The 20,110-nt window shown below is 60.3% G+C and carries 20 protein-coding genes; 13 read left to right on the top strand and 7 right to left on the bottom strand.

Going from position 1 to position 20,110, the window contains the following annotated elements; genetic code table 11:
• The first annotated feature begins 190 nt into the window (after positions 1-190).
• From ACQZ5N_RS06685 to ACQZ5N_RS06650, 8 genes are all read left to right on the top strand, one after another.
• A complete protein-coding gene (locus ACQZ5N_RS06685; RefSeq protein WP_142780742.1) occupies positions 191-2,068 on the top strand; it encodes a TRAP transporter large permease in 1,878 nt (625 codons plus the stop codon).
• Positions 2,069-2,134: 66 nt separating this feature from the next.
• Positions 2,135-3,145: a TRAP transporter substrate-binding protein gene (locus ACQZ5N_RS06680; RefSeq protein WP_003520342.1), complete on the top strand. Its 1,011-nt coding sequence runs from the start codon at positions 2,135-2,137 to the stop codon at positions 3,143-3,145.
• A gap of 76 nt (positions 3,146-3,221) precedes the next feature.
• Positions 3,222-4,025, top strand: coding sequence for an SDR family NAD(P)-dependent oxidoreductase (locus tag ACQZ5N_RS06675; RefSeq protein ID WP_162936068.1), 804 nt, complete (start codon positions 3,222-3,224; stop codon positions 4,023-4,025).
• Position 4,026: 1 nt separating this feature from the next.
• Positions 4,027-4,884, top strand: coding sequence for an IclR family transcriptional regulator (locus ACQZ5N_RS06670; protein ID WP_448732473.1), 858 nt, complete (start codon positions 4,027-4,029; stop codon positions 4,882-4,884).
• Positions 4,881-6,050: an acetyl-CoA acetyltransferase gene (locus ACQZ5N_RS06665; protein WP_448732472.1), complete on the top strand. Its 1,170-nt coding sequence runs from the start codon at positions 4,881-4,883 to the stop codon at positions 6,048-6,050. Before ACQZ5N_RS06670 ends, ACQZ5N_RS06665 begins: the two co-directional genes overlap by 4 nt.
• Positions 6,047-7,672: an acyl-CoA synthetase gene (locus tag ACQZ5N_RS06660; RefSeq protein WP_448732471.1), complete on the top strand. Its 1,626-nt coding sequence runs from the start codon at positions 6,047-6,049 to the stop codon at positions 7,670-7,672. The genes ACQZ5N_RS06665 and ACQZ5N_RS06660 overlap by 4 nt, the downstream gene beginning before the upstream one ends.
• Positions 7,673-7,703: 31 nt before the next feature.
• Positions 7,704-8,483 carry an SDR family NAD(P)-dependent oxidoreductase gene (locus tag ACQZ5N_RS06655; protein ID WP_174058048.1) on the top strand — a complete coding sequence of 260 codons (780 nt, stop codon included), beginning with the start codon at positions 7,704-7,706 and terminating at the stop codon, positions 8,481-8,483.
• Positions 8,480-9,373, top strand: a complete 894-nt coding sequence (locus ACQZ5N_RS06650) for a PCC domain-containing protein (RefSeq protein ID WP_448732470.1) — start codon at positions 8,480-8,482, stop codon at positions 9,371-9,373. The genes ACQZ5N_RS06655 and ACQZ5N_RS06650 overlap by 4 nt, the downstream gene beginning before the upstream one ends.
• Before the next feature lie 38 nt (positions 9,374-9,411).
• Here the strand turns inward: ACQZ5N_RS06650 and ACQZ5N_RS06645 are convergent, their stop codons facing one another.
• Entirely contained in the window at positions 9,412-9,819 is a 408-nt protein-coding gene (locus tag ACQZ5N_RS06645) for a PPC domain-containing DNA-binding protein (protein WP_003520351.1), read from the bottom strand.
• A complete protein-coding gene (locus ACQZ5N_RS06640; RefSeq protein ID WP_448732469.1) occupies positions 9,806-10,372 on the bottom strand; it encodes a DUF296 domain-containing protein in 567 nt (188 codons plus the stop codon). The genes ACQZ5N_RS06645 and ACQZ5N_RS06640 overlap by 14 nt, the downstream gene beginning before the upstream one ends.
• A 161-nt stretch (positions 10,373-10,533) precedes the next feature.
• Between ACQZ5N_RS06640 and ACQZ5N_RS06635 the strand changes: the two genes are divergently transcribed.
• On the top strand, positions 10,534-11,019 hold the full coding sequence (locus ACQZ5N_RS06635) for an Lrp/AsnC family transcriptional regulator (RefSeq protein WP_448732468.1): 486 nt from the start codon (positions 10,534-10,536) through the stop codon (positions 11,017-11,019).
• 89 nt (positions 11,020-11,108) lie between these two features.
• Here ACQZ5N_RS06635 and ACQZ5N_RS06630 read toward each other — a convergent pair whose 3' ends face one another.
• A complete protein-coding gene (locus ACQZ5N_RS06630; RefSeq protein WP_003520354.1) occupies positions 11,109-11,264 on the bottom strand; it encodes a hypothetical protein in 156 nt (51 codons plus the stop codon).
• A 137-nt stretch (positions 11,265-11,401) separates the two neighbouring features.
• Here ACQZ5N_RS06630 and ACQZ5N_RS06625 point away from each other — a divergent pair, with 137 nt between their 5' ends.
• The 3 genes from ACQZ5N_RS06625 to rcdA all read left to right on the top strand — a co-directional run bounded on the left by ACQZ5N_RS06625 (position 11,402) and on the right by rcdA (position 13,799).
• The gene (locus ACQZ5N_RS06625; protein WP_035262904.1) at positions 11,402-12,691 is read left to right on the top strand and encodes an MFS transporter; all 1,290 of its coding nucleotides are present in this window, start codon (positions 11,402-11,404) and stop codon (positions 12,689-12,691) included.
• Positions 12,688-12,879 (top strand): DUF1192 domain-containing protein, encoded by a 192-nt coding sequence (locus ACQZ5N_RS06620; protein WP_003506186.1) that lies wholly within the window; start codon positions 12,688-12,690, stop codon positions 12,877-12,879. The genes ACQZ5N_RS06625 and ACQZ5N_RS06620 overlap by 4 nt, the downstream gene beginning before the upstream one ends.
• 404 nt (positions 12,880-13,283) lie before the next feature.
• Positions 13,284-13,799, top strand: a complete 516-nt coding sequence (gene rcdA, locus ACQZ5N_RS06615) for a protease adaptor protein RcdA (RefSeq protein ID WP_035262902.1) — start codon at positions 13,284-13,286, stop codon at positions 13,797-13,799.
• A 155-nt stretch (positions 13,800-13,954) separates the two neighbouring features.
• Here rcdA and rpmE read toward each other — a convergent pair whose 3' ends face one another.
• Positions 13,955-14,176, bottom strand: coding sequence for a 50S ribosomal protein L31 (rpmE, locus tag ACQZ5N_RS06610; protein WP_003497640.1), 222 nt, complete (start codon positions 14,174-14,176; stop codon positions 13,955-13,957).
• A 260-nt stretch (positions 14,177-14,436) separates the two neighbouring features.
• Between rpmE and ACQZ5N_RS06605 the strand changes: the two genes are divergently transcribed.
• The gene (locus ACQZ5N_RS06605) at positions 14,437-16,236 is read left to right on the top strand and encodes an ABC transporter transmembrane domain-containing protein (protein WP_448732467.1); all 1,800 of its coding nucleotides are present in this window, start codon (positions 14,437-14,439) and stop codon (positions 16,234-16,236) included.
• A gap of 1 nt (position 16,237) precedes the next feature.
• Here the strand turns inward: ACQZ5N_RS06605 and ACQZ5N_RS06600 are convergent, their stop codons facing one another.
• From ACQZ5N_RS06600 to ACQZ5N_RS06590, 3 genes are all read right to left on the bottom strand, one after another.
• Positions 16,238-17,884 (bottom strand): FAD-binding dehydrogenase, encoded by a 1,647-nt coding sequence (locus ACQZ5N_RS06600; RefSeq protein WP_448732466.1) that lies wholly within the window; start codon positions 17,882-17,884, stop codon positions 16,238-16,240.
• A gap of 89 nt (positions 17,885-17,973) precedes the next feature.
• Entirely contained in the window at positions 17,974-19,005 is a 1,032-nt protein-coding gene (locus ACQZ5N_RS06595; RefSeq protein ID WP_035262896.1) for a peptidoglycan -binding protein, read from the bottom strand.
• Positions 19,006-19,007: 2 nt separating this feature from the next.
• Entirely contained in the window at positions 19,008-20,024 is a 1,017-nt protein-coding gene (locus ACQZ5N_RS06590; RefSeq protein ID WP_003520359.1) for a hypothetical protein, read from the bottom strand.
• Positions 20,025-20,110 lie beyond the last annotated feature (86 nt).

Genomic DNA, 20,110 nt, shown 5'->3' with positions numbered 1-20,110 from the left:
CATAGTTTTTTAACGGTCCATATTGTGGAGGCAATATACCGCTAGTTTCAGGCTTTTGGAGGGGTCTGGCCGGTCTGGCAATGACAGATATATCCTGATGCGTCGGTCATGATATTGGCCTCGACGCGGATAACTTTCTTTGTCTGCCGCAGTCCGTTGCGAAGGTTGTTCTGTGGGAGAGGAGGCCCCGATGACCATGACCGCAAACGCGAATGACGATGTATTTGTACTCGATGGAGAGCTTTTGCATACCGGACCGGTAACAGGCTCATGGTTCATGCGACCCATCGAGGCCGTGGCGGCTGTGCTGCTGGCGGTGATGATCGGCCTGCTTCTGCTGGGCGTGACATCGCGCTATGCCCTGCATTTGCCAATCGTCTGGATCGATGAAACGGCGTCGTTGAGCTTCCTGTGGTTTGCCATGCTGGGTGCGGCAATTGCCATCGATCGTAGCGAACACCTGCGACTGACGCTGTTTCTCAACATGTTTCCGCAGCGCATTCTGGGCTATGTCAATTCGCTCGCTTTGGTGCTGGTGGCGACATTTCTTGCGGCGATTATCAAGCCGGCGATAGAATATGCCATCGAGGAATGGGTCGTCACCTCGGCGGCGCTGAATATTCCAATGTCCTTCCGCGCCGCGGCATTGCCGGTTGGCGCCTGTCTGATGCTGCTGCTGGTCCTCAACAATCTCTTCCGCAGGGAAAATCTGCGGGACATCATCGCAGCCGTTGTCACCGTCGCGGTCGCCTCCGGCCTGCTCTATCTGGCATCGCCGACGCTCGAAACTTTCGGCAATTTCAATCTGGCGATCTTCCTCGGCCTGTTCGTGGCGGTGTTTCTGGTGCTGGGCGTACCGATCGCCTTCTGTTTCGGCCTTGGAACCCTCGCCTACCTGACCTTTACCACCTGGGTTCCGACCATCGTGATGATCGGTCGCATTGACGAGGGCATGTCGGGCATCATTCTGCTGTCGGTGCCGGTTTTCGTGCTGCTGGGCTGCGTGCTCGATGCCACCGGCATGGGCAAGGCGATTGTCGAACTACTATCCTCGATGTTCGGCCATATTCGCGCGGGCATGTCCTATGTGCTGCTCGGCTCGCTGTTTCTGGTCTCGGGCATTTCCGGCTCCAAGGTTTCGGATATGGCGACGGTTGCACCGGCGTTGTTTCCGGAAATGAAGCGCCGTGGCCACAAGCCCAAGGAAATGATTGCGCTGCTCGCCACCGGCGCCGCCATGGCCGATACGGTTCCGCCCTCCATCGTGCTGATCGTTCTCGGTTCGGCGGCGGGCGTGTCGATTGCCGGCCTGTTCACTTCCGGCTTCATGATCGCCATGGTGCTGCTTCTGGTACTGGCCGTTCTGGCCCGCTGGAAGGCGCGGCATGAAAACATGGAAGGCGCAAAACGCACCCCGTGGCCGCTGGTGGGCAAGGCAGCGCTGGTTGCCGCCCCGGCGTTGGTTCTGCCCTTCCTCATCCGCAGCCTCGTCGGCGGCGGCGTGGCGACGGCAACCGAGGTTTCCACCATTGCCGTGCTCTATGCGATGATTATCGGTGCGGTGCTTTATGGCGGCATCAGCCTCAAAAAGCTCTATTCCATGCTGGTGGAGACGGCAGCCCTTTCCGGGGCGATCCTGCTGATCCTCGGCTGCGCCTCGGCCATGGCCTGGGGGTTGACGCAGAGCGGCTTTGCCTTCCAGCTGACCGCGATGATCACCGATCTGCCGGGCGGCTGGATGACCTATATGGTCGTGTCGATCCTGATTTTCATGATCCTCGGCTGCGTGCTGGAAGGCCTGCCGGCAATCGTATTGCTCGCACCGATCATGTTCCCCATTGCCCGCACGCTTGGCATCAACGACATCCATTATTCGATGGTGGTGGTGGTCGCCATGAATATCGGCCTGATGGCGCCGCCCATCGGCATCGGTTTCTATATCGCCTGCAAGATAGGCAATGTTTCGCCTGACGAGGCCATGGGCGCCATCTGGCCCTATCTCGCAGCCATGGTCATCGGTCTGCTGCTGATTGCGGCAATTCCGGGCTTCTCGACAATTCTGCTCTGAGACCGTGGCGGGTCCACCCGCCACGCCGATGAATGACACATGCTTTTATTTTGGGAGGAGAAAGCAATGAATATCAACAGACGTACCGTGTTGGCCGGCGCCGGTTCTGCCGTTCTTGCCACCGCTTTTGTGTCGCGCGCCCGCGCTGCGCAATTCAATTATAAATACGCCAACAACCTGCCTGCCGCGCATCCCATGAACATCCGCGCCAAGGAAGCGGCTGACCGTATCGCCAAGGAAACCGACGGCCAGGTGAATATCAACATCTTCCCCAGCAGCCAGTTGGGTGCCGATACCGATGTGTTGAGCCAGGTGCGCTCGGGCGGCGTTGAATTCTTTACGCTTTCGCCACTGATCCTGTCGACGTTGGTGCCGAATGCATCCATCAGCGGCATCGGCTTCGCCTTCCCGAACTACGATTCGGTTTGGGCAGCCATGGATGGCGATCTCGGCAAATATGTACGCGGCGAAATCGCCAAGCAGAACCTCGTTGCCATGGACACCATCTGGGACAACGGCTTCCGCCAGATCACCAGCGCGTCCAAGCCCATCGCCACGCCGGCCGATCTCGAAAGCTTCAAAATCCGCGTGCCGGTAAGCCCGCTCTGGACCTCGATGTTCAAGGCCTTCAAGTCGGCCCCAGCCTCGATCAATTTCGCTGAAGTCTACACCGCCTTGCAGACCGGCGTTGTCGATGGCCAGGAAAACCCGCTGGCGATCATTTCCACCGCCAAGCTGTTCGAAGTGCAGAAATTCTGCTCGGTCACCAACCATATGTGGGACGGCTTCTGGTTCCTGGCGAACAAGCGCGCCTGGGAGCGCCTGCCGGATGACCTGCGCGCCATCGTTGCCAAAAACCTCAATCAGGCCGGCAAGGACGAGCGGGCCGATGTGGCGAAACTCAATGCCTCGGTGAAGGAAGACCTCATTGCCAAGGGCATGACCTTCAACGACACCGACGCCTCACTCTTCCGTGCAACCCTCAAGGAAGCCGGTTTCTATTCCGAATGGAAGGGCAAATATGGCGATGAAGCCTGGGCCATTCTCGAAAAGGCCGTTGGCGCCAGCCTGACCTGATCGGTCCGCTGAATAGCTGGCCCCGCATCAGGCGGGGCCGACCCGACTATTTCTGACGATTGTAATGGAGACTGTTTTGACAGGTCGCCTGACGGGAAAACGCGCCATTGTTTTTGGCGCAGGATCATCTGGTCCGGGTTTCGGCAATGGCAAGGCTGCGGCCGTGCAATTTGCCCGCGAAGGCGCGCGCGTGGCCTGTGTCGACCTCTCCGCTGATGCGGCCGAGGAAACCGCCCAGATCATTCGCGGCGAAGGTTTCGAGGCGATTGCGGTTGCTGCCGATGTCACGGAACTCGATTCCGTATCGGCCACGGTTGCGCGAACCTGCGAGGTCTTCGGCGGCATCGATATTCTGCACAACAATGTCGGCGTGACCCATATGGGCGGCCCGGTCGAGCTGGATGAGGAACGCTTTCGAGCCTCGGTCGACCTCAATATCGGCTCCGTTTATCGCACCGCCAAGGCGGTGCTGCCGGTGATGCTGGCGCAGGGCGGCGGGGCCATCGTCAACATCTCCTCGCTCGCCTCCATTCGCTGGACCGGCTATCCCTATTTTGCCTATTACGCCATGAAAGCCGCCGTAAACCAGGCAACCGTGGCGCTGGCCATGCAATATGCCCGCCAAGGCATTCGCGCCAATTGCGTTCTGCCCGGAATGATCGACACGCCGTTGATCTACAAGCAGATCAGCAATCAATATGCCTCCGTCGAGGATATGGTGGCGGCGCGCAATGCTGCAGTCCCGGTCGGCCGCATGGGCGATGCCTTCGATATCGCCCATGCGGCAGTCTTTCTGGCATCCGATGAAGCCAAGTTCATCACCGGCATCTGCCTGCCGGTCGATGGCGGGCAAAGCTGTGCGGTGGGAGCGTTTTCCTGATATGGCCACGATGATCCCGACGGAAAACGACCTGACAGGCGCCCGCGCGGTAGACCGGGCGCTGGGACTTCTATCAATGGTGGGGCGTCATGCCGAACGCGGTGTGGCGCTTTCGGTCATCGTCACCGAAAGCGGGCTGAACAAGCCCACGGCCCGCCGCCTGCTGCTGGCGCTGATCCGCGCAGGCCTGGTGGAGCAGGATGAGGAAACGCGCCGTTATTATCTGGGCGAGGAAGCCTATGTGCTAGGCAGCCTGTCATCGCGCCGTTTCGGCTTGCTGCAGATGGCCCAGGATAGTCTGACGCGGATTTCCCGCCGCACCGAGGATTCGAGCTTCCTTTCCGTTCGCCGCGATACGTTTGCATTGTGCCTCTATCGCGAAGAAGGCACCTGGCCGGTGCGCACCCATGCGCTTCAGGCCGGTTTCGAGCACCCGCTGGGCATTGGCGCGGGATCGCTCGCCATGCTGGCGGCGCTGCCCGATGCCGAGGTGGAAAGCGTCATTGCCGCCAATAGCGGGCTGATTGCCGCGAACTATCCCGGCATCACGTTGGACGGGCTGCGCCGCGATGTCGAATTGACGCGAACCAATGGTTATTCGCTCAATCCGGGTCTGATCCTCTCGAATTCCTGGGGTATCGGCGTTGCCATCCGAACACCGGATGGCGCGGTGGCGGGGGCGTTGAGCATTGCCGCCGTCGACAGCCGCATGCGGCCGGAGCGCCAGCCGGAACTGGCGGCGGTGCTGCGCGAGGAAGTGACCCGCATCGAGGCACGCATTGCGGAAATGATGGCCAGCCGCGCCCGCACGCGCGGCGAAGGCGATGCGAAACGGCAAACAAGGAGAACGAGCAAATGAGCAAAGCGCAGATCGTCGGCTGGGCGCATTCGCCTTTCGGCAAATCGGCCCTTGAAAATACCGAACAACTGATGGCTTCGGTCGTGGCGCCGGCCATAGACCATGCCGGCGTCGATGTCGGCGATATAGACGGCATTTTCGTCGGCGTCATGAATAACGGTTTCTCGAAACAGGATTTTCAGGGCGCGCTGGTGGCCATGGGCGATGAGCGCCTCGCCTATACGCCCGCCGTGCGTTTCGAGAATGCCTGCTCGACGGGATCGGCCACCCTTTACAGCGCCATGGATTTCATCGAGGCCGGGCGTGGACGCATCGCGCTCGTTGTCGGCGCCGAAAAAATGACGGCGCTGCCAACCGCCGAGGTGGGTGAAATCCTGCTATCCGCCTGCTACCGTGCTGAGGAAGCCGATATTTCCGGCGGCTTTGCCGGCCAGTTCGGACGCATAGCACAGGCCTATTTCCAGCGCTATGGCGATCGCTCGGAAGAACTGGCGATGATCGCCGCCAAGAACCACGCCAATGGCGCGGTCAATCCCTATGCCCATATGCGCAAGGATTTCGGCTTCGATTTCTGCAACACGGTATCGGAGAAAAACCCTTATGTCGCAGGCCCGCTGCGCCGCACCGACTGCTCGCTGATTTCCGATGGCGCCGCCGCCATCATTCTGGCCGACGAGGAAACCGCAGCGACACTCAACCGGGCCATCGGTTTCAGGGGGCGCAAGCATGTCAATGACATTCTGGCGCTCAGCCGCCGCGACCCGCTGGCCTTCGAGGGCGCGCGCCGCGCCTGGGCAGGTTCGCTGGAACTCGCCGGGGCGACGCTCGACGACCTCTCCTTCGTCGAAACCCATGATTGCTTCACCATTGCCGAACTCATCGAATATGAGGCGATGGGATTGGCAAAGCCCGGTGAAGGCCACCGGGTGGTGCGCGAAGGCACGGCCCTGAAAACCGGTCGCCTGCCGATCAACCCCTCCGGCGGGCTGAAATCCAAGGGGCATCCGGTCGGGGCAACCGGAGTCTCCATGCACGTCATGGCGGCGATGCAATTGATGGGTGAAGCGGGCGACATGCAGATCCCCGACGCCTCGCTCGCCGGTGTTTTCAACATGGGGGGAACCGCGGTTGCCAACTATGTCTCGATCATGGAGCGCGTGAAATGACGATACATCCTCCGGGCGGGGTTGCGCCTTCGACCACGCGGGTCATGAATCTCTCGCATTTCCTGACCCAGGCAGCGCGCCGCAACCCCGCCGACATCGGCTTCGTATGGGGTGACAAGAGCTGGACATGGGCTGAAATGGACGCCCGCGTCGATGCGATGGCACAGGCGCTGGTAACAGAATTCGGCGTCAGGAAAGGCGACCGCATTCTGGTGCAGTCTTCCAACAACAACCAGATGTTCGAATCCATGTTCGCCTGCTTCCGCGTGGGCGCGGTGTGGGTGCCGACCAATTATCGCCAGTCGCCCGATGAGGTGGCCTATCTGGCAAAAGCCAGCGGCGCACGCGGCATGATCTGCGCCAGCGCTTTTCCCGAGCATGCAAGGGCCAGCAGTGAAGCGACGGCGATCGATTTCACCATCGCCATTGGCACGGCCGAATTCGGCGAGGACTACGACACCATCGTGGCCCGTCATCTGGGCCAGAAAGTCAAAAGCCAGGCGGTGGATCGGGACGATCCCTGCTGGTTCTTCTTCACCTCCGGCACGACGGGTCGGCCCAAGGCGGCGGTGCTGACCCATGGCCAGATGGCCTTCGTCATCACCAACCATCTTTGCGATCTGATGCCCGGCACCGGACCGGGCGACGCTTCCATCGTCGTTGCGCCGCTTTCGCATGGCGCGGGCATTCACCAGCTGGTGCAGGTGGCGCATGGGGCAAAAACGGTGCTTCCGGCTGCGGAAAAACTCGATGTGCCTGCGGTTTGGGCGCTGATCGAGAAATGGCGTGTCACCAATGCCTTTACCGTGCCGACCATTCTGAAAATGCTGATCGAAGACTCTTCCGTGGATCGTTTCGATCATTCCTCGCTGCGCTACGTCATCTATGCCGGCGCGCCCATGTATCGCGCCGATCAGAAACGGGCGCTCGCCAAGCTCGGCCCGGTGCTGGTGCAATATTTCGGCCTCGGCGAAGTGACTGGCAACATCACCGTGCTGCCGCCCTCCTTCCACAACGCCGAGGACGGCCCGGAGGCGCGGATCGGCACCTGCGGCTTTGATCGCACCGGCATGGAAGTGCAAATCCAGAACGATGCGGGCGAGGAGCTTCAGGCCGGTGAAACCGGCGAGATCTGCGTGATCGGTCCTGCTGTTTTCGCGGGTTATTACGATAATCCCGATGCCAATGCCAAAGCCTTCCGCAACGGCTGGTTCCGCACCGGCGATCTTGGCCACCGCGATGAGAACGGTTTCGTCTACATCACCGGCCGCGCCTCCGACATGTATATTTCCGGCGGCTCGAACATCTATCCGCGCGAGATCGAGGAGAAAATCCTGATGCACCCGGATATCAGCGAGACAGCGGTTCTGGGCGTGCCGGACGCGGTGTGGGGCGAGGTCGGCGTCGCCGTCTGCGTGGCGCGGGAGGGCGCGGATATCGCCGGCATCGACCTGAAAGCCTATCTCGACGGCAAGATGGCCCGTTACAAGCTGCCGAAAGCCGTTGTGTTCTGGGATGCCATGCCGAAATCCGCCTATGGCAAGATCACCAAGAAGATGATCCGCGAGGAGCTGGAAAAGCGCGGCCAGATGCCGGTTTTCGAGGAAAAACTGACCGGCTGAAGGCCGTAACGCATAACCGGGAGGAGACGGTATGACACAGCAGACGAGAGAGATAAAAGGCGCTGTCGCCATCACCGGCGGCGCATCGGGTATCGGCTTTTCCACGGCGCAGCTCTTAATGGCGCGCGGCTGGCAGCCATGGCTTTTGGACCTCAAGCGTGAGGCGCTGGATGCGGCCTGCGAAAAACTCGGTATCGATGCCTCGCGCGGCATCGTCTGCAACGTGGCGGATGAGACGTCGATAGAAGAGGCTTTCGCCGCCTTGACGGCAGGCGGCGCCGATCATGCCGTTGATCTGGTGGCCGTCGTCAACAGCGCCGGCATCGGCATCGACAAGCTTTCCGTCGATACCAGCGTGGAAGAATTCCGTCGTATCGTTGACGTTAATCTCGTCGGCAGTTTCGCCGTGGCCCGCACCGCCGCGCGTTACTGGCTGGACCGCGCAATTTCCGGTTCGATCGTCAATATCAGCTCGGTCTCCGGCATGTGTGGCAATCGCGGCCGCAGCGCCTATGGCGCTTCAAAAGGCGGCGTCAATCTTCTGACGATGGTTATGGCAAACGAGCTGGGGCAATCGGGCATTCGCGTCAATGCGATTGCGCCCGGCCCCGTCGATACCCCCCTCACCCAGGCGGTTCATACGGAGAATGTTCGCAGCCAGTGGCACAGCCGCGTTCCCATGCACCGCTATGGCAGGACGGACGAGATCGCCTCTGCCGTGGCTTTCCTTGTGTCGGACGACGCGAGCTACATCAACGGTCAGGTGCTGGCCGTAGACGGTGGCTTCATTACCGCAGGGCTTGCGGTATGACGATAATGCCCCCGGAGGGGCTTCCGCGCAGCATCGTCCATCCGGGGCCGGCAACACCCGAACGCTTCCGCGTCGTCGGCTGCCACGCCCATCCGGTCACGCTGAATGCCAGACCTGGTGTCTGCGTCAACGAGGCGATTGCAGAAGCCTTTGTCGAACAGGGTTTCGATGGCGGTTATGTCAGACTGAAAAATGTGCCGATGAAGCGGTTGCGCTATGTGATGCCCGCAGCCGCACCCGATGACGCCCATGCCGCCTGGTATAGCGAAACATTCTCCATGCCGGGGGGCACGATCATCGATGCCGGCCTGCATATGGGGCGGCGCGACGGTCAGCCGTTCCTGCACTGCCATGGTTCGTGGAAAAGTACCGAAGGCGTTCTATCCATGGGCCACCTGCTGCCTTTGGAGTCCGAATTTGCCGGGGAAACGCCGCTCGAGGCGCTAGCGCTGGATGGCGCCATTCTGGACGTGCAAAAGGATGAGGAAACCAATTTCCCCCTCTTCACGCCCATCACGCAGCCGCGCAACCGGAAAGATGCAGGGCTCCGGGCGCTGTTGTGCACCGTGCGGCCCAATACCGATATCTGCACGGCGCTTGAAGCCGCCTGCAGACAATTCGACCTGCGGGAGGCCGAGGTCAATGGTATCGGCAGCCTGATCGGTGCGGATTATGAAGACGGAACAAGCCTCACCGCCTATGCCAGCGAAATCCTCATCCGCAATGGCCGCATCCACCCCTCCGCCACGGGTGGCGAACGGGCAATGCTGGATATTGCGATGGTCGATCTTACCACGCAGATTAGCGGCGGGCGGCTGGTGCGCGGCAAAAACCCGGTCTGCGTGACTTTCGAGCTGCTTCTGACCGAAAGACAGGGGGCGGCCTCATGAGTTGCGCGGTGCAACTCCACCGCCCGCCTTACCGTACCTCACGCCGCCTGCGGCTTTTCCGCAGGCAACCATTCTTCCAGCGTCACCTCAAAGGTCATGCACACGGGGTTGGCACCGGCGATGAAGGGACCGCCGTAAACCGCGCCATCGGTATCGGCGACAACGCCGGTCAGCGCGGCGCGCAGGGAGCCATCCGGCTGGGCGCGCACCTCACCGGCAATCGAAACGATCTCAACGGCAGGACCGCTTATCTGCAAAAACGCGCCGCTGCGAGTGCCGAGGCACGCATCCACCAGACTGCCCAGCGCGCCGCGCACGAAGGCGTTGCGGAAACCTTCGGCCAGACACAGTTTCTCGACGCCCAGCACGAGATCTTCATTGGGCGCGATGCGGGCATAGGCCACGCGGCCCATGGAGCCGGATTCGACAGTGTTATGCGTGTTCATCGGCGCGCTCCGTGCGGTTCCTGGGTTGAAGAAGGGGAATATTGGTTTCGGGATCGAAGGACTGCTGCAGCACGAAACTGTCGAGCGAGGTCACAAGTGCGGAAATGCCGCCTTCTCCGACGATACAGGATTCCGTCAGCAAATGGCCGCCTTTGACGACACCCGCCGCAGTCCGCATGGCGGCATGGCAATGCACGATCGGCTCGCCCTTCATGCTCCGCCCCAGCGTGGCGTTGCCGAAAACCAGCCAGGCCGCCCCGGCATCGATGGGTTTCGTATAGGCGATGACCGCCCTGCCGGAAGGATCGGGTGGGGCCACGCAATAGGACAGGATGTCGAAATAACCGCCGAGAATGGTCAAAGAGGCATTTTCGATGCCGTTTTCGGCCAAAGACCGCACGATTCCATCATAGAGGCTGCATCGCGGCGCGATGAACAGCCGCAAATGGCGCGCAGACGGCGAGCGCAGGCTGTTGATACGCACCGGCGAAGAAATACCGGGATGTATCAGCGTTCTCGGCCTTGGAAAATGCTGTTGCTGTGTTGGTGCCATGCCTGCTCCTCCCTGCTGCCTGTACCTTGCAGTACGGTACTCAAAGACCAGCCAAAGGTGCTTTCGAATGGCGCCGCCAAAGTGCCCTTCGGAAAACACTTCTTTCGCAAGCGGCCCCACGGACGGCAGATTTTTTTGCGATATATTTCAGGGAGGCCGGCATGACGAAGCCGCTGGACAGAATTGACCGCAAAATATTGCAGGCCCTGCTGGAGAACGGCAGGCTGAGCAATACGGAACTATCGGAAAAGGTGGGGCTGTCGCCCAGCCCTTGCTGGCAGCGCGTCAAGCGGCTGGAAGACGAAGGGGTCATTCGCGGCTATACCGCCATTCTCGATCAGGCCCATCTAGGACTGACCGAGACGGTGATCATTGAGGTCATGCTGGAACGTCACGACGATGAGGTTCTGGAACGTTTCGGTAAGGCCATGGCCGCTCTTCCCGAAGTGCTGGAAGCCTATCTGACGACCGGCGAATATGATTATCTCATCAAGGTGGCGGTGGCGGGAACCGCGGGCTACGAGCAGTTTCTGCGCCGCAAGCTTTACAAGATCGAGGGCGTGCGCCATTCCCGCTCCTGTTTCGCACTTAAATGCCTCAAGCACACATTGTCAGTCGTGCCCGATGCCGAGCCTCCGTCTGGTTGAATGGGCCTTACCGGGGACAGGAATGGTACGGTGGAGAGATTTTCGCACTTTGCCAGCCCTTGAAACCATTCCGACGGGCGGCTTTTCCGTTACGGGCGCAGAAGCAGCGTCACCGACCAGATGACAAAGGCGGCAACCGCGATCTTCCAGCAATCGCCTCTTTTTTTCAGGCCCGGCAGACCAAGCGGCCGGATGATCTGGACCACCATGGCCAGCAGTAAAAAAAGGCCGATCGCCTTTGTCATTTATTGAGCCTTTTCTTTATTTCTGCATCGTCACAGGCTGGACATTTTTACCGTTCACCAGAAGAGTGCAACTCATTCGGGTAACGCCCGTCCTATGACCTGTCCGACCGTCCGTCCGAACGCATGAGAGTGTTTTCATGAGCAGAAATCTTCTACCCGTATTCGCTCTTTTATCCAGCACTCTGTTTCTTTTTCTCGGCAACGGCCTTCAGGGCCTCGTGCTGCCGGTGCGTGGTTCGGCGGAAGGTTACTCCAATGAAATTCTTGGCTTTCTGGGCACCTCCTGGGCAGCGGGCTTCGTCGTCGGCTGCTTTGTCGCGCCTGCCATAGTGCGCCGCGCTGGCCATGTGCGGGCATTCGGGTCCTTCGTGGCGCTGGTGTGCCTGACGGTGCTGATGACCGGCCTTATCATCGACGACACCTCATGGATCGCGCTGCGCGCGCTTACCGGTTTCTGCACAGCCGGAACCTCGATGATCATCGAAAGCTGGCTGAACGAGCGCGCCACCAATGAAAGTCGTGGCATGATCTTCTCGCTCTATATCGCCATCACGCTGCTCGGCGTCGTGGCGGGGCAGATGATCGTGCCGATGGGGGATATCAGCAATACCTCGCTGTTCATGATCTGCGGCATCATCTATTGCATCGCCATTCTGCCGGCCACACTTTCTAAAGCGGCGAGCCCACAGCCGTTGCAGAAGGTGAAGCTGGATCTGCCGGCCCTTTACCGCAACTCACCGGTTTCCTTCATCGGCATTCTGATGATCGGCATTGCCAATGGCGCTTACGGTACGCTCGGCGCCGTCTTCGGTGCGCGGGCAGGGCTGGACCCGACCATGATCGCCATCATGGTGTCCGTCACGATTTTCGTCGGTGCGCTGGCGCAATTTCCGGCAGGCCGGCTTTCAGACCGGATAGACCGCCGCTATGTGCTGGCCGGGCTGGCCGGGCTTGGCGCGGTCGCGGGCCTGGCTGTCGCGGTGGTCCAGCCGCATGATGTCTATGTGCTGATTTCGATGATCGCCATTTATGGCGCCGCCGCCAACGCGCTCTATCCCATCGCCGTGGCCCATGCCAACGACTTCGCCGCATCGGAAGACTTCGTCAAGGTTTCCGGTGGTCTGCTGCTGCTTTACGGCATCGGCACCATCATCGGCCCGACGCTCGGCGGCGCGATCATGACCCATTTCGGCCCCTATGCGCTGTTCCTGGTGACGGCCGTGGCGCATCTGCTCATCACCGCCTATGCCATCATCAGAAGCCGCCGGCGCGCTGCGCTTTCAACCGAGGAAAAAGACAATTTCTCGACGATGATGCCAACGACACCCTCACCGCTCGTCACGCCGGAAAGTATTGCGCTTGACCCGCGCGCGCCGCAATATCCAGGCGACGATGGCGACTATGTGGAAAAAGGAGCAGGCATATGAGCCTCTTTGACGATGACCGTCCGCAAAAACCGGCAGCGCATGAGATCGGAGGCGATCTCAGCCTTCTTTCCGTGGACGAGCTGAGCAGCCGTATCGATCTTCTGCAAGCCGAAATCACCCGACTCGAAGAGGAGAGGACACGGAAATCCGCCGGAAGGCAGGCGGCGGAAAATCTCTTCCGATCCTGATGCGCACTTCAGAATAGACACACGACTGCACTTCCGCTGCCTTAAGCTAAGGCTCAGCCAGCCCCCAAAAATGAATATTACGGGGCAGTCTTTCGTTTACCATTAACCAAAAATTAAGCTTTCTGAGAGATTACTATACATGTCCAGTTCTTCTGGACCTCAGGCATCTTCTCCATACGGCGAATTGGTCTGATTTTTCTCCCTGTTTTACCTTGAGAGCCGCTTTCGCGGCTCTTTTTTTGCCGCTGGCCGGTTTCCGTAAAACTGTGGGTATTAACCCTTCTTTAATAATTGCCTTGCGCATTTCAGGTAAAGATACCATCCTGAAAACACTAAAGGCCGGAACAAAATATCCGGGTCGTCGTTGCCTGACAGTGTGGTGCGTGAGCAGGGATTTAAAGAAAATGTCGGAACAGGTTTTAAATACCATAAGCTTTGCGGGTCGCGCGGCTGCTTCCAACCAGTTCAAGACCCTCTATACCGAAGGCATGACCTTGGTTGAGGAAACGGCAAGTTATCTCGACGGTGCCGGCCGCGCCGCCTCCAAGGTGCTGCCGCGTATGGCCTCGGTGCTTTATGCGGCGGAATCGATGCGCCTCACCACCCGCCTGATGCAGATGGCCTCCTGGCTGCTTCTGCAGCGCGCCGTCAACAACGGCGAAATGACGCGCGATCAGGTTCTGAACGAAAAGAACAAGGTGCGACTCGACAGCTTCAACGTCGACCGCAACGCGCCCGGCTGGAACGACCTGCCGGAATCCTTCCGCGATCTCATCGAGCGCTCGCTGCGTCTCCAGAACCGCATCGCCCTGCTCGACCGCGAAATCTATCGCCCATCCGAAGCCGCCAAGGTGCCGGACAATGAAAACAGCGTGCAGGCGCAGCTCAACCTTCTGCGCACGGCTTTCTCGATCAACTGAGAAAAGACGACCTTATCCGGACAATTTGAAAAGCAGGCTCACCGGCCTGCTTTTTTCTTTGCGTGCTACGCGGGCGCGAGCGCCATCGCCGAAAAATGGCAACAAAAAAGCCCGGTAAAACCGGGCTTTTTTTAAACGATCCGTCCGCAAGAGGATCAGAGGCCGAGGCCGCCGAAACGCTTGTTGAACTTGGAAACGCGACCACCGCGGTCCATAAGCTGCTGGTTGCCGCCCGTCCATGCCGGATGGGACTTGGGGTCGATTTCAAGGTTCATGACGGCGCCTTCCGAACCCCAGGTGGAGCGGGTTTCGTATTCGGTGCCATCGGTCATGACCACCTTGATCGTGTGATAATCGGGATGGATATCAGCCTTCATGACAATCTTCCTGGTTAAGTGACGTGCGGTCCATTTGCCGCAATTGCGTCAACTGAGCCATTTCAATAAATGAAGCCATAGACCAGATGGGCTATGGCTTCCCAATTCGATGCGGAGCCTATACATGAAGGTCGCCCAGATAACAAGAGCCTGCTATCCCCTTGTGAAAGGAGATGGCCAAAGGGGCGGGAATTTTACCGCACACCGGAAATTCACCCGCAAAAGGCCCAAAACGGCAGGGAATGAGGAGCATAGAGGACGTGGCAGACATTGACGAGCAGAAAGCGGCGAAACAAAGAAGCCTGAAGCCGCTTCTTGGCCTGTTTCCCTATCTACGGCGCTACCGCGGCCTGATGGCGGCCGCCCTTTTCGCTCTCGTGCTTTCTTCCGCCACGACACTCGCCCTGCCGCTTGCCGTTCGCCGCATCATCGATCACGGTTTCCAGACGCCGGATGGCGGCATGATCAACAGCTATTTCGCCATGCTTCTGGCGATTGCCGTTGTCCTCGCCCTCGCCAGCGCCATGCGTTATTATTACGTCATGACCATCGGTGAAAGGGTCGTTGCCGATCTGCGCCGCGATGTCTTTGCCCATCTCACCACACTGTCGCAGCAGTTTTTCGATAGCAATCGATCCGGCGAGCTGACCTCGCGGCTGACCGCCGATACCGTGCAGATTCGCTCGGCTTTTGGCTCGTCCGCCTCGGTGGCGCTGCGCAACATCATCATGTGCTGCGGCGCGGTGGCGATGATGATCTATACCAGCCCCGGCCTTTCCGGCCTTGCGCTGCTTGCCATTCCCTTCATCGTTTTTCCGCTGATCGCCTTCGGGCGCTCGGTTCGCGCCCGCTCCCGCACCACGCAGGATACATTGGCCAATTCCGCCGCCTATGCTTCCGAGACGATTGCGGCGAGCCGCACCGTGCAATCCTTTAATGCCGAGCAATTGGCAAATGCGCGTTATGGCGCCTCCGTGGAAGCCGCCTATCAGGGCGCACGCGCCGCCATCGGCGCCCGCTCCATCCTCACCGCCGTCGCCATCGCGCTCGTCTTCGGCAGCGTCGTCGGTATTCTCTGGTATGGCGCGCAAAGCGTGCTGTCGGGCACTATGACGGCCGGTACGCTCGGCCAGTTCGTGCTCTATTCGGTCATCGCGGCAAGCGGTCTCGGTCAGCTCTCGGAAGTCTGGGGTGAACTGGCGCAGGCGGGCGGTGCGGCCGAACGGCTTTCCGAACTGCTGAACGAGCACTCACCCGTCGCGGAACCCACATCGCCCGTCGCCATGCCGCAGCCGCCGCGCGGCGAGGCGGAATTCGAAAATGTCGATTTCGTCTATCCGCTCGCGACAGGACGGCCGATCGTTTCCGGCCTCTCCTTCAAGGTCAGCGCCGGCGAAACCGTCGCCATCGTCGGACCTTCCGGCGCCGGCAAGAGCACAGTCTTTTCGCTGCTGATGCGCTTTTACGATCCGCAGCAGGGCCGCATCACCGTCGATGGCACGGATATTCGCGACGTCGCCCTTGCCGATCTGCGCGCGCGCCTGTCCATCGTTCCGCAGGATGTGGCGATATTCGCCTCCTCCATTCATGACAATATCGCCTTTGGCCGACCTGACGCGACGCGCGAGGAAGTGCGCATCGCCGCCATCGCCGCACAGGCCGACAGCTTCATCGAACGTCTCACCGACGGATATGATACGCAGGTGGGTGAACGCGGCGTGACGCTTTCCGGCGGCCAGCGCCAGCGCATCGCCATTGCCCGCGCCATCCTGCGCGATGCGCCAATCCTGCTGCTGGACGAAGCCACCTCGGCGCTGGATGCGGAAAGCGAAACGCTGGTGCAGAAGGCGCTCGATGAGCTGATGAAAACCCGCACCACCATCGTCATCGCTCACCGCCTCGCCACCGTACTGAAGGCTGACCGTATTCTGGTGATGGATGAGGGCCGCATCATCGAAGAGGGCACGCATCAGAGCCTCATTCGCCAGAATGGCCTTTATGCGCGGCTTGCCCGGCTGCAATTCCAGACCGGGCCGGACGAATTACGCGCCCAGGCCTAGATCACGCCAGCACTTTGCGCCCCGCGACGCGGCCCGAAAACAGGCAGCCGCCAAGGAACGTACCCTCCAGCGCATTATAACCATGCATGCCGCCGCCGCCGAAACCCGCCACTTCGCCGGCTGCATAAAGGCCCGGCACCGGCGCGCCGGCAGCATACAGCACCCGCGCCTCAAGATCGGTGTGAAGGCCGCCAAGCGTCTTGCGCGTCAGCACATGCAGGCGCACGGCGATCAGCGGCCCCATTGCCGGATCGAGCAATCGGTGCGGTTTTGCCGTCCGCATCAGCCGGTCACCGAGATAACGGCGCGCGCCGTGGATGGCCGTTACCTGCGCATCCTTGCTGAAACCGTTTTCGATTTCGCGGTCGCGCGCTTCTATCTGATGGCGGATATGGTCTATATTCAGCCGGTCGTCGCCGCTGATGGCATTCATCGCTGCCACCAGTTCTTCCAGCGTATCCCGAACGGCGAAATCTTCGCCGCGCTCCATGAAGGCACGCACCGGTCCCGGTGGTTCCTTGCCCAGTCTTTTGAGCAGCAGCCTTATATCCTTGCCGGTCAGATCCGGATTCTGCTCCGAGCCTGAAAGCGCAAATTCCTTCTTGATGATCGCCTTGGTCAGAATGAACCAGCTATGGCCGCTGCCGCGTTCGCCCAGCATTTTTAGCGTGCCGAGCGTATCGAAACCCGGCATGGCGGGGGCGGCGAGGCGGTTTCCATCCGCATCGCACCAGAAGGACGAGGGACCGGGCAGGATGCGGATACCGTGACCCGGCCAGATCGGATCGTGGTTCTTCACGCCCTCGGTATAATGCCACATGCGGTCACGATTGATGACGGCTCCGCCGGCGGTTTCCGTAATGGCGATCATGCGGCCATCCACATGCGCAGGAACACCGCAGACCATGCTGGCAGGAGGCTCGCCCAGCCGTTCCACCGGCCAGTTGCGCCGCACCAGTTCCTGATTGCCGCCGATACCGCCGGAGCTGACGATGACCGCCGCAGCGGAGAAGATAAAATCGCCCTGCTCTTGCCGGCTGCTCTCCTGCCCGCGCTGCACGGGGTCGGCTGCGAGAACCGCCCCTGAAATACCGGTCACCCGACCGTCGGCGATCTCCAGACGATCAACCCGGTGGCGAAAGCGAAAGGTCAGCCGGCCTGTTGCAGCCATGGCCTTCGCCTTTTTTACGAAGGGTGCAAGTACGCCTGGACCCGTGCCCCAGGTTACATGGAAACGCGGAACGGAATTGCCATGGCCGTGGGCGAGGCTGCCGCCGCGCTCAGCCCAGCCGACAACGGGAAACCAGCGCATGCCCATGCGGTGCAACCATTCGCGTTTCTCACCGGCAGCAAAATCGAGATAGGCTTCCGCCCAGCGACGCGGCCAATAATCCTCCGGGCGGTCGAAACCGGCCGAACCGAACCAGTCCTGTCTTGCAAGATCGAGACTGTCTCGCACGCGCATCCGGCGCTGTTCGGGACTATCGACGAAAAACAGTCCGCCCAGCGACCAGAAGGCCTGCCCGCCAAGGTTCTGCTCGCCCTCCTGATCCACGACGCAGACGCTTAAACCCCGCTCAGCCGCCTCGGTTGCCGCCACCAGCCCGGCAAGCCCCGCGCCGACAACAATCACATCGTAGCCTTCCATCAGCCCCTCCCAGATATGACGGAATTACTTTTACGCAAACGTAAATTTACTTTCATCAGAAGGCAACCGCGATGACGCGGTCCGCGATTTCAGCGCTCGGTGAGCTTGAGTTCGATACGGCGGTTTTGCTGCCGTGCTTCCGGCGTATCGCCTTCGGCAATCGGCTGATATTCGCCGAAACCGGCGGCGACCAGCCGATTTGCCGGCACGCCCTTGGAGATCAGGAATTTCACCACCGAGGTGGCGCGGGCAGAGGAGAGTTCCCAATTGTCCCGGTAACGCCCGGAACCGGAAAGCTGGACATTGTCCGTATGGCCATCCACGCGCAGGACCCAATTGATCTCCGCCGGGATTTCCTTGGCGAGATCGAGCAGCGCGACAGCCAGCTTCTCCATCTCCGCCTGCCCTTCCGGGTTGAGTTCGTTGCCGCCGGAGGGAAAGAGCACTTCGGACTGGAAGACGAACCGGTCGCCGACGATGCGGATGTTTTCGCGGTCCGACAGGATTTCGCGCAGCCGCCCGAAGAAATCGGAGCGATAGCGGTTCAGTTCCTGCACCCGCTGCGCCAGCGCGACATTGAGACGGCGGCCGAGATCGGCGATCTTGACCTGAGAAGAGGCGTCCTTGGCTTCCGATGCCTGAAGCGCGGCTTCCACCGAGGCAATCTGCGCTCTCAGCGCCGCAATCTGCTGGTTAAGCAATTCGATCTGCGCGGAGGCGCGGGAATTGGCCTGTTTCTGGTCGTCCAGTTCGCCGGTCAGGCTACCGATCCGGGCATTGGCGCTTGCGTTGTTGCCCGACCCCGCATCGAGAAGCGACTGCAGGCGCGAGCGCTCGTTTTCGGATGCGGCAAGGGTGGATTGCAGGCTCGCGAGTGCGTCCTCAATATCCTGCTTGTTGCCTTTTTCCATGGCCAGAAGTTCGGTCAGTTCCGCAATCTGGCTGTTGAGACGTGTCAGCACTTCATCCTTGCCGGTGATTTCCCGCGACAGAACGAATTGCGCCAGCACGAAGACCGTAAGCAGAAACATGATGGCCATGAGCAGCGTCGAGAGCGCATCGACGAAACCCGGCCAATAATCCACACCCCTGTCGCGGCGGCGGTTGCGCGCAAGCGCCATGGCTACTCGCTCCCGTTATCGTGCCGGGTGCGTCCGGAAGATTTCGTGTCGCTGTCGATCCGCGCCGACAGCCGGTCGAGCGTGCGGCGGAGCGATTTCGATTCTTCCTGCTGCGCTTCGATCCAGTCACGCAGCATCTGCTGTTCGCTGCGCATGTTCTTGACCAGGCCCTGAATTCCTTCGGCAAGGCTGGTCATGGCCGCAAGCGAACGCTCGGTGCTGACCACGGCGCCGGGCTCGCCCTTGAACTCCCGCGGCCCTTCCGTCGTATCCGTCACCGAGGAAAGCCAGTTTTCGAGCTGTGTATAGAAACGGTTCTGGGCGCGACCGGCCTGAAGATCGAGGAAACCGAGAATCAGCGAACCCGAAAGACCGAGCAGCGACGAGGAAAAGGCCGTTCCCATGCCCGCCAGCGGCGCAGTCAGGCCAGCCTTGAGGGAGCCGAGAATATCGTTGCTGTCGCCGGCGCTCGGATCGAGCGACTGGATAACGTTACTGATGGCGCCAATAGTGCCGATCAGGCCCCAGAAGGTGCCGAGCAGGCCGAGAAATACCAGCAGGCCGACGAGATAACGCGATGTGTCACGCGTCTCGTCAAGGCGCGTCGCGATGGAATCGAGGATCGTCCTTTGCGTAACGGCAGAGAGCCGGACTTCGCCACGCTTACCGATCAGCGTGCTCATCGGCGCAAGCAGCTTGGGCGCACGGCCGACCTTTTCGACGCTGCCGGCAGCACGAAAGGCATTGAACCAGCGAACTTCGGAACGCAGGCTCATCGTCTGCGTAAACACCAGAATGATGCCGATGGCCAGCACACCGAGAATAAAGCCGTTGAGCCCCGGATTGGTCATGAAGGCGGTGTGGGCCTGCCGGTAAAGAATGGCCGCCAGAAAGCCCACGAGGATCAGAAACAGAACCATCGTCCAGAGAAACGGTGTCGGGCTGGACAGCTTGTGGCTGTATTGCCGTGTGGTCACCGGTTTCTCGACGCCAAGATCGAGCAGCTCCGAATCCGCCATAACGTTCGCATTCCCTCTGGTCAGCTATCCAGCGGAAGCTATTTGAAAATTGCGACGATTTGAAGCGAAAAGCCGGTCTTTCGTCA

This window comes from Agrobacterium sp. 22-221-1 (genome assembly GCF_053522445.1).
This window is presented reverse-complemented; position numbering and strand designations above follow the sequence as displayed.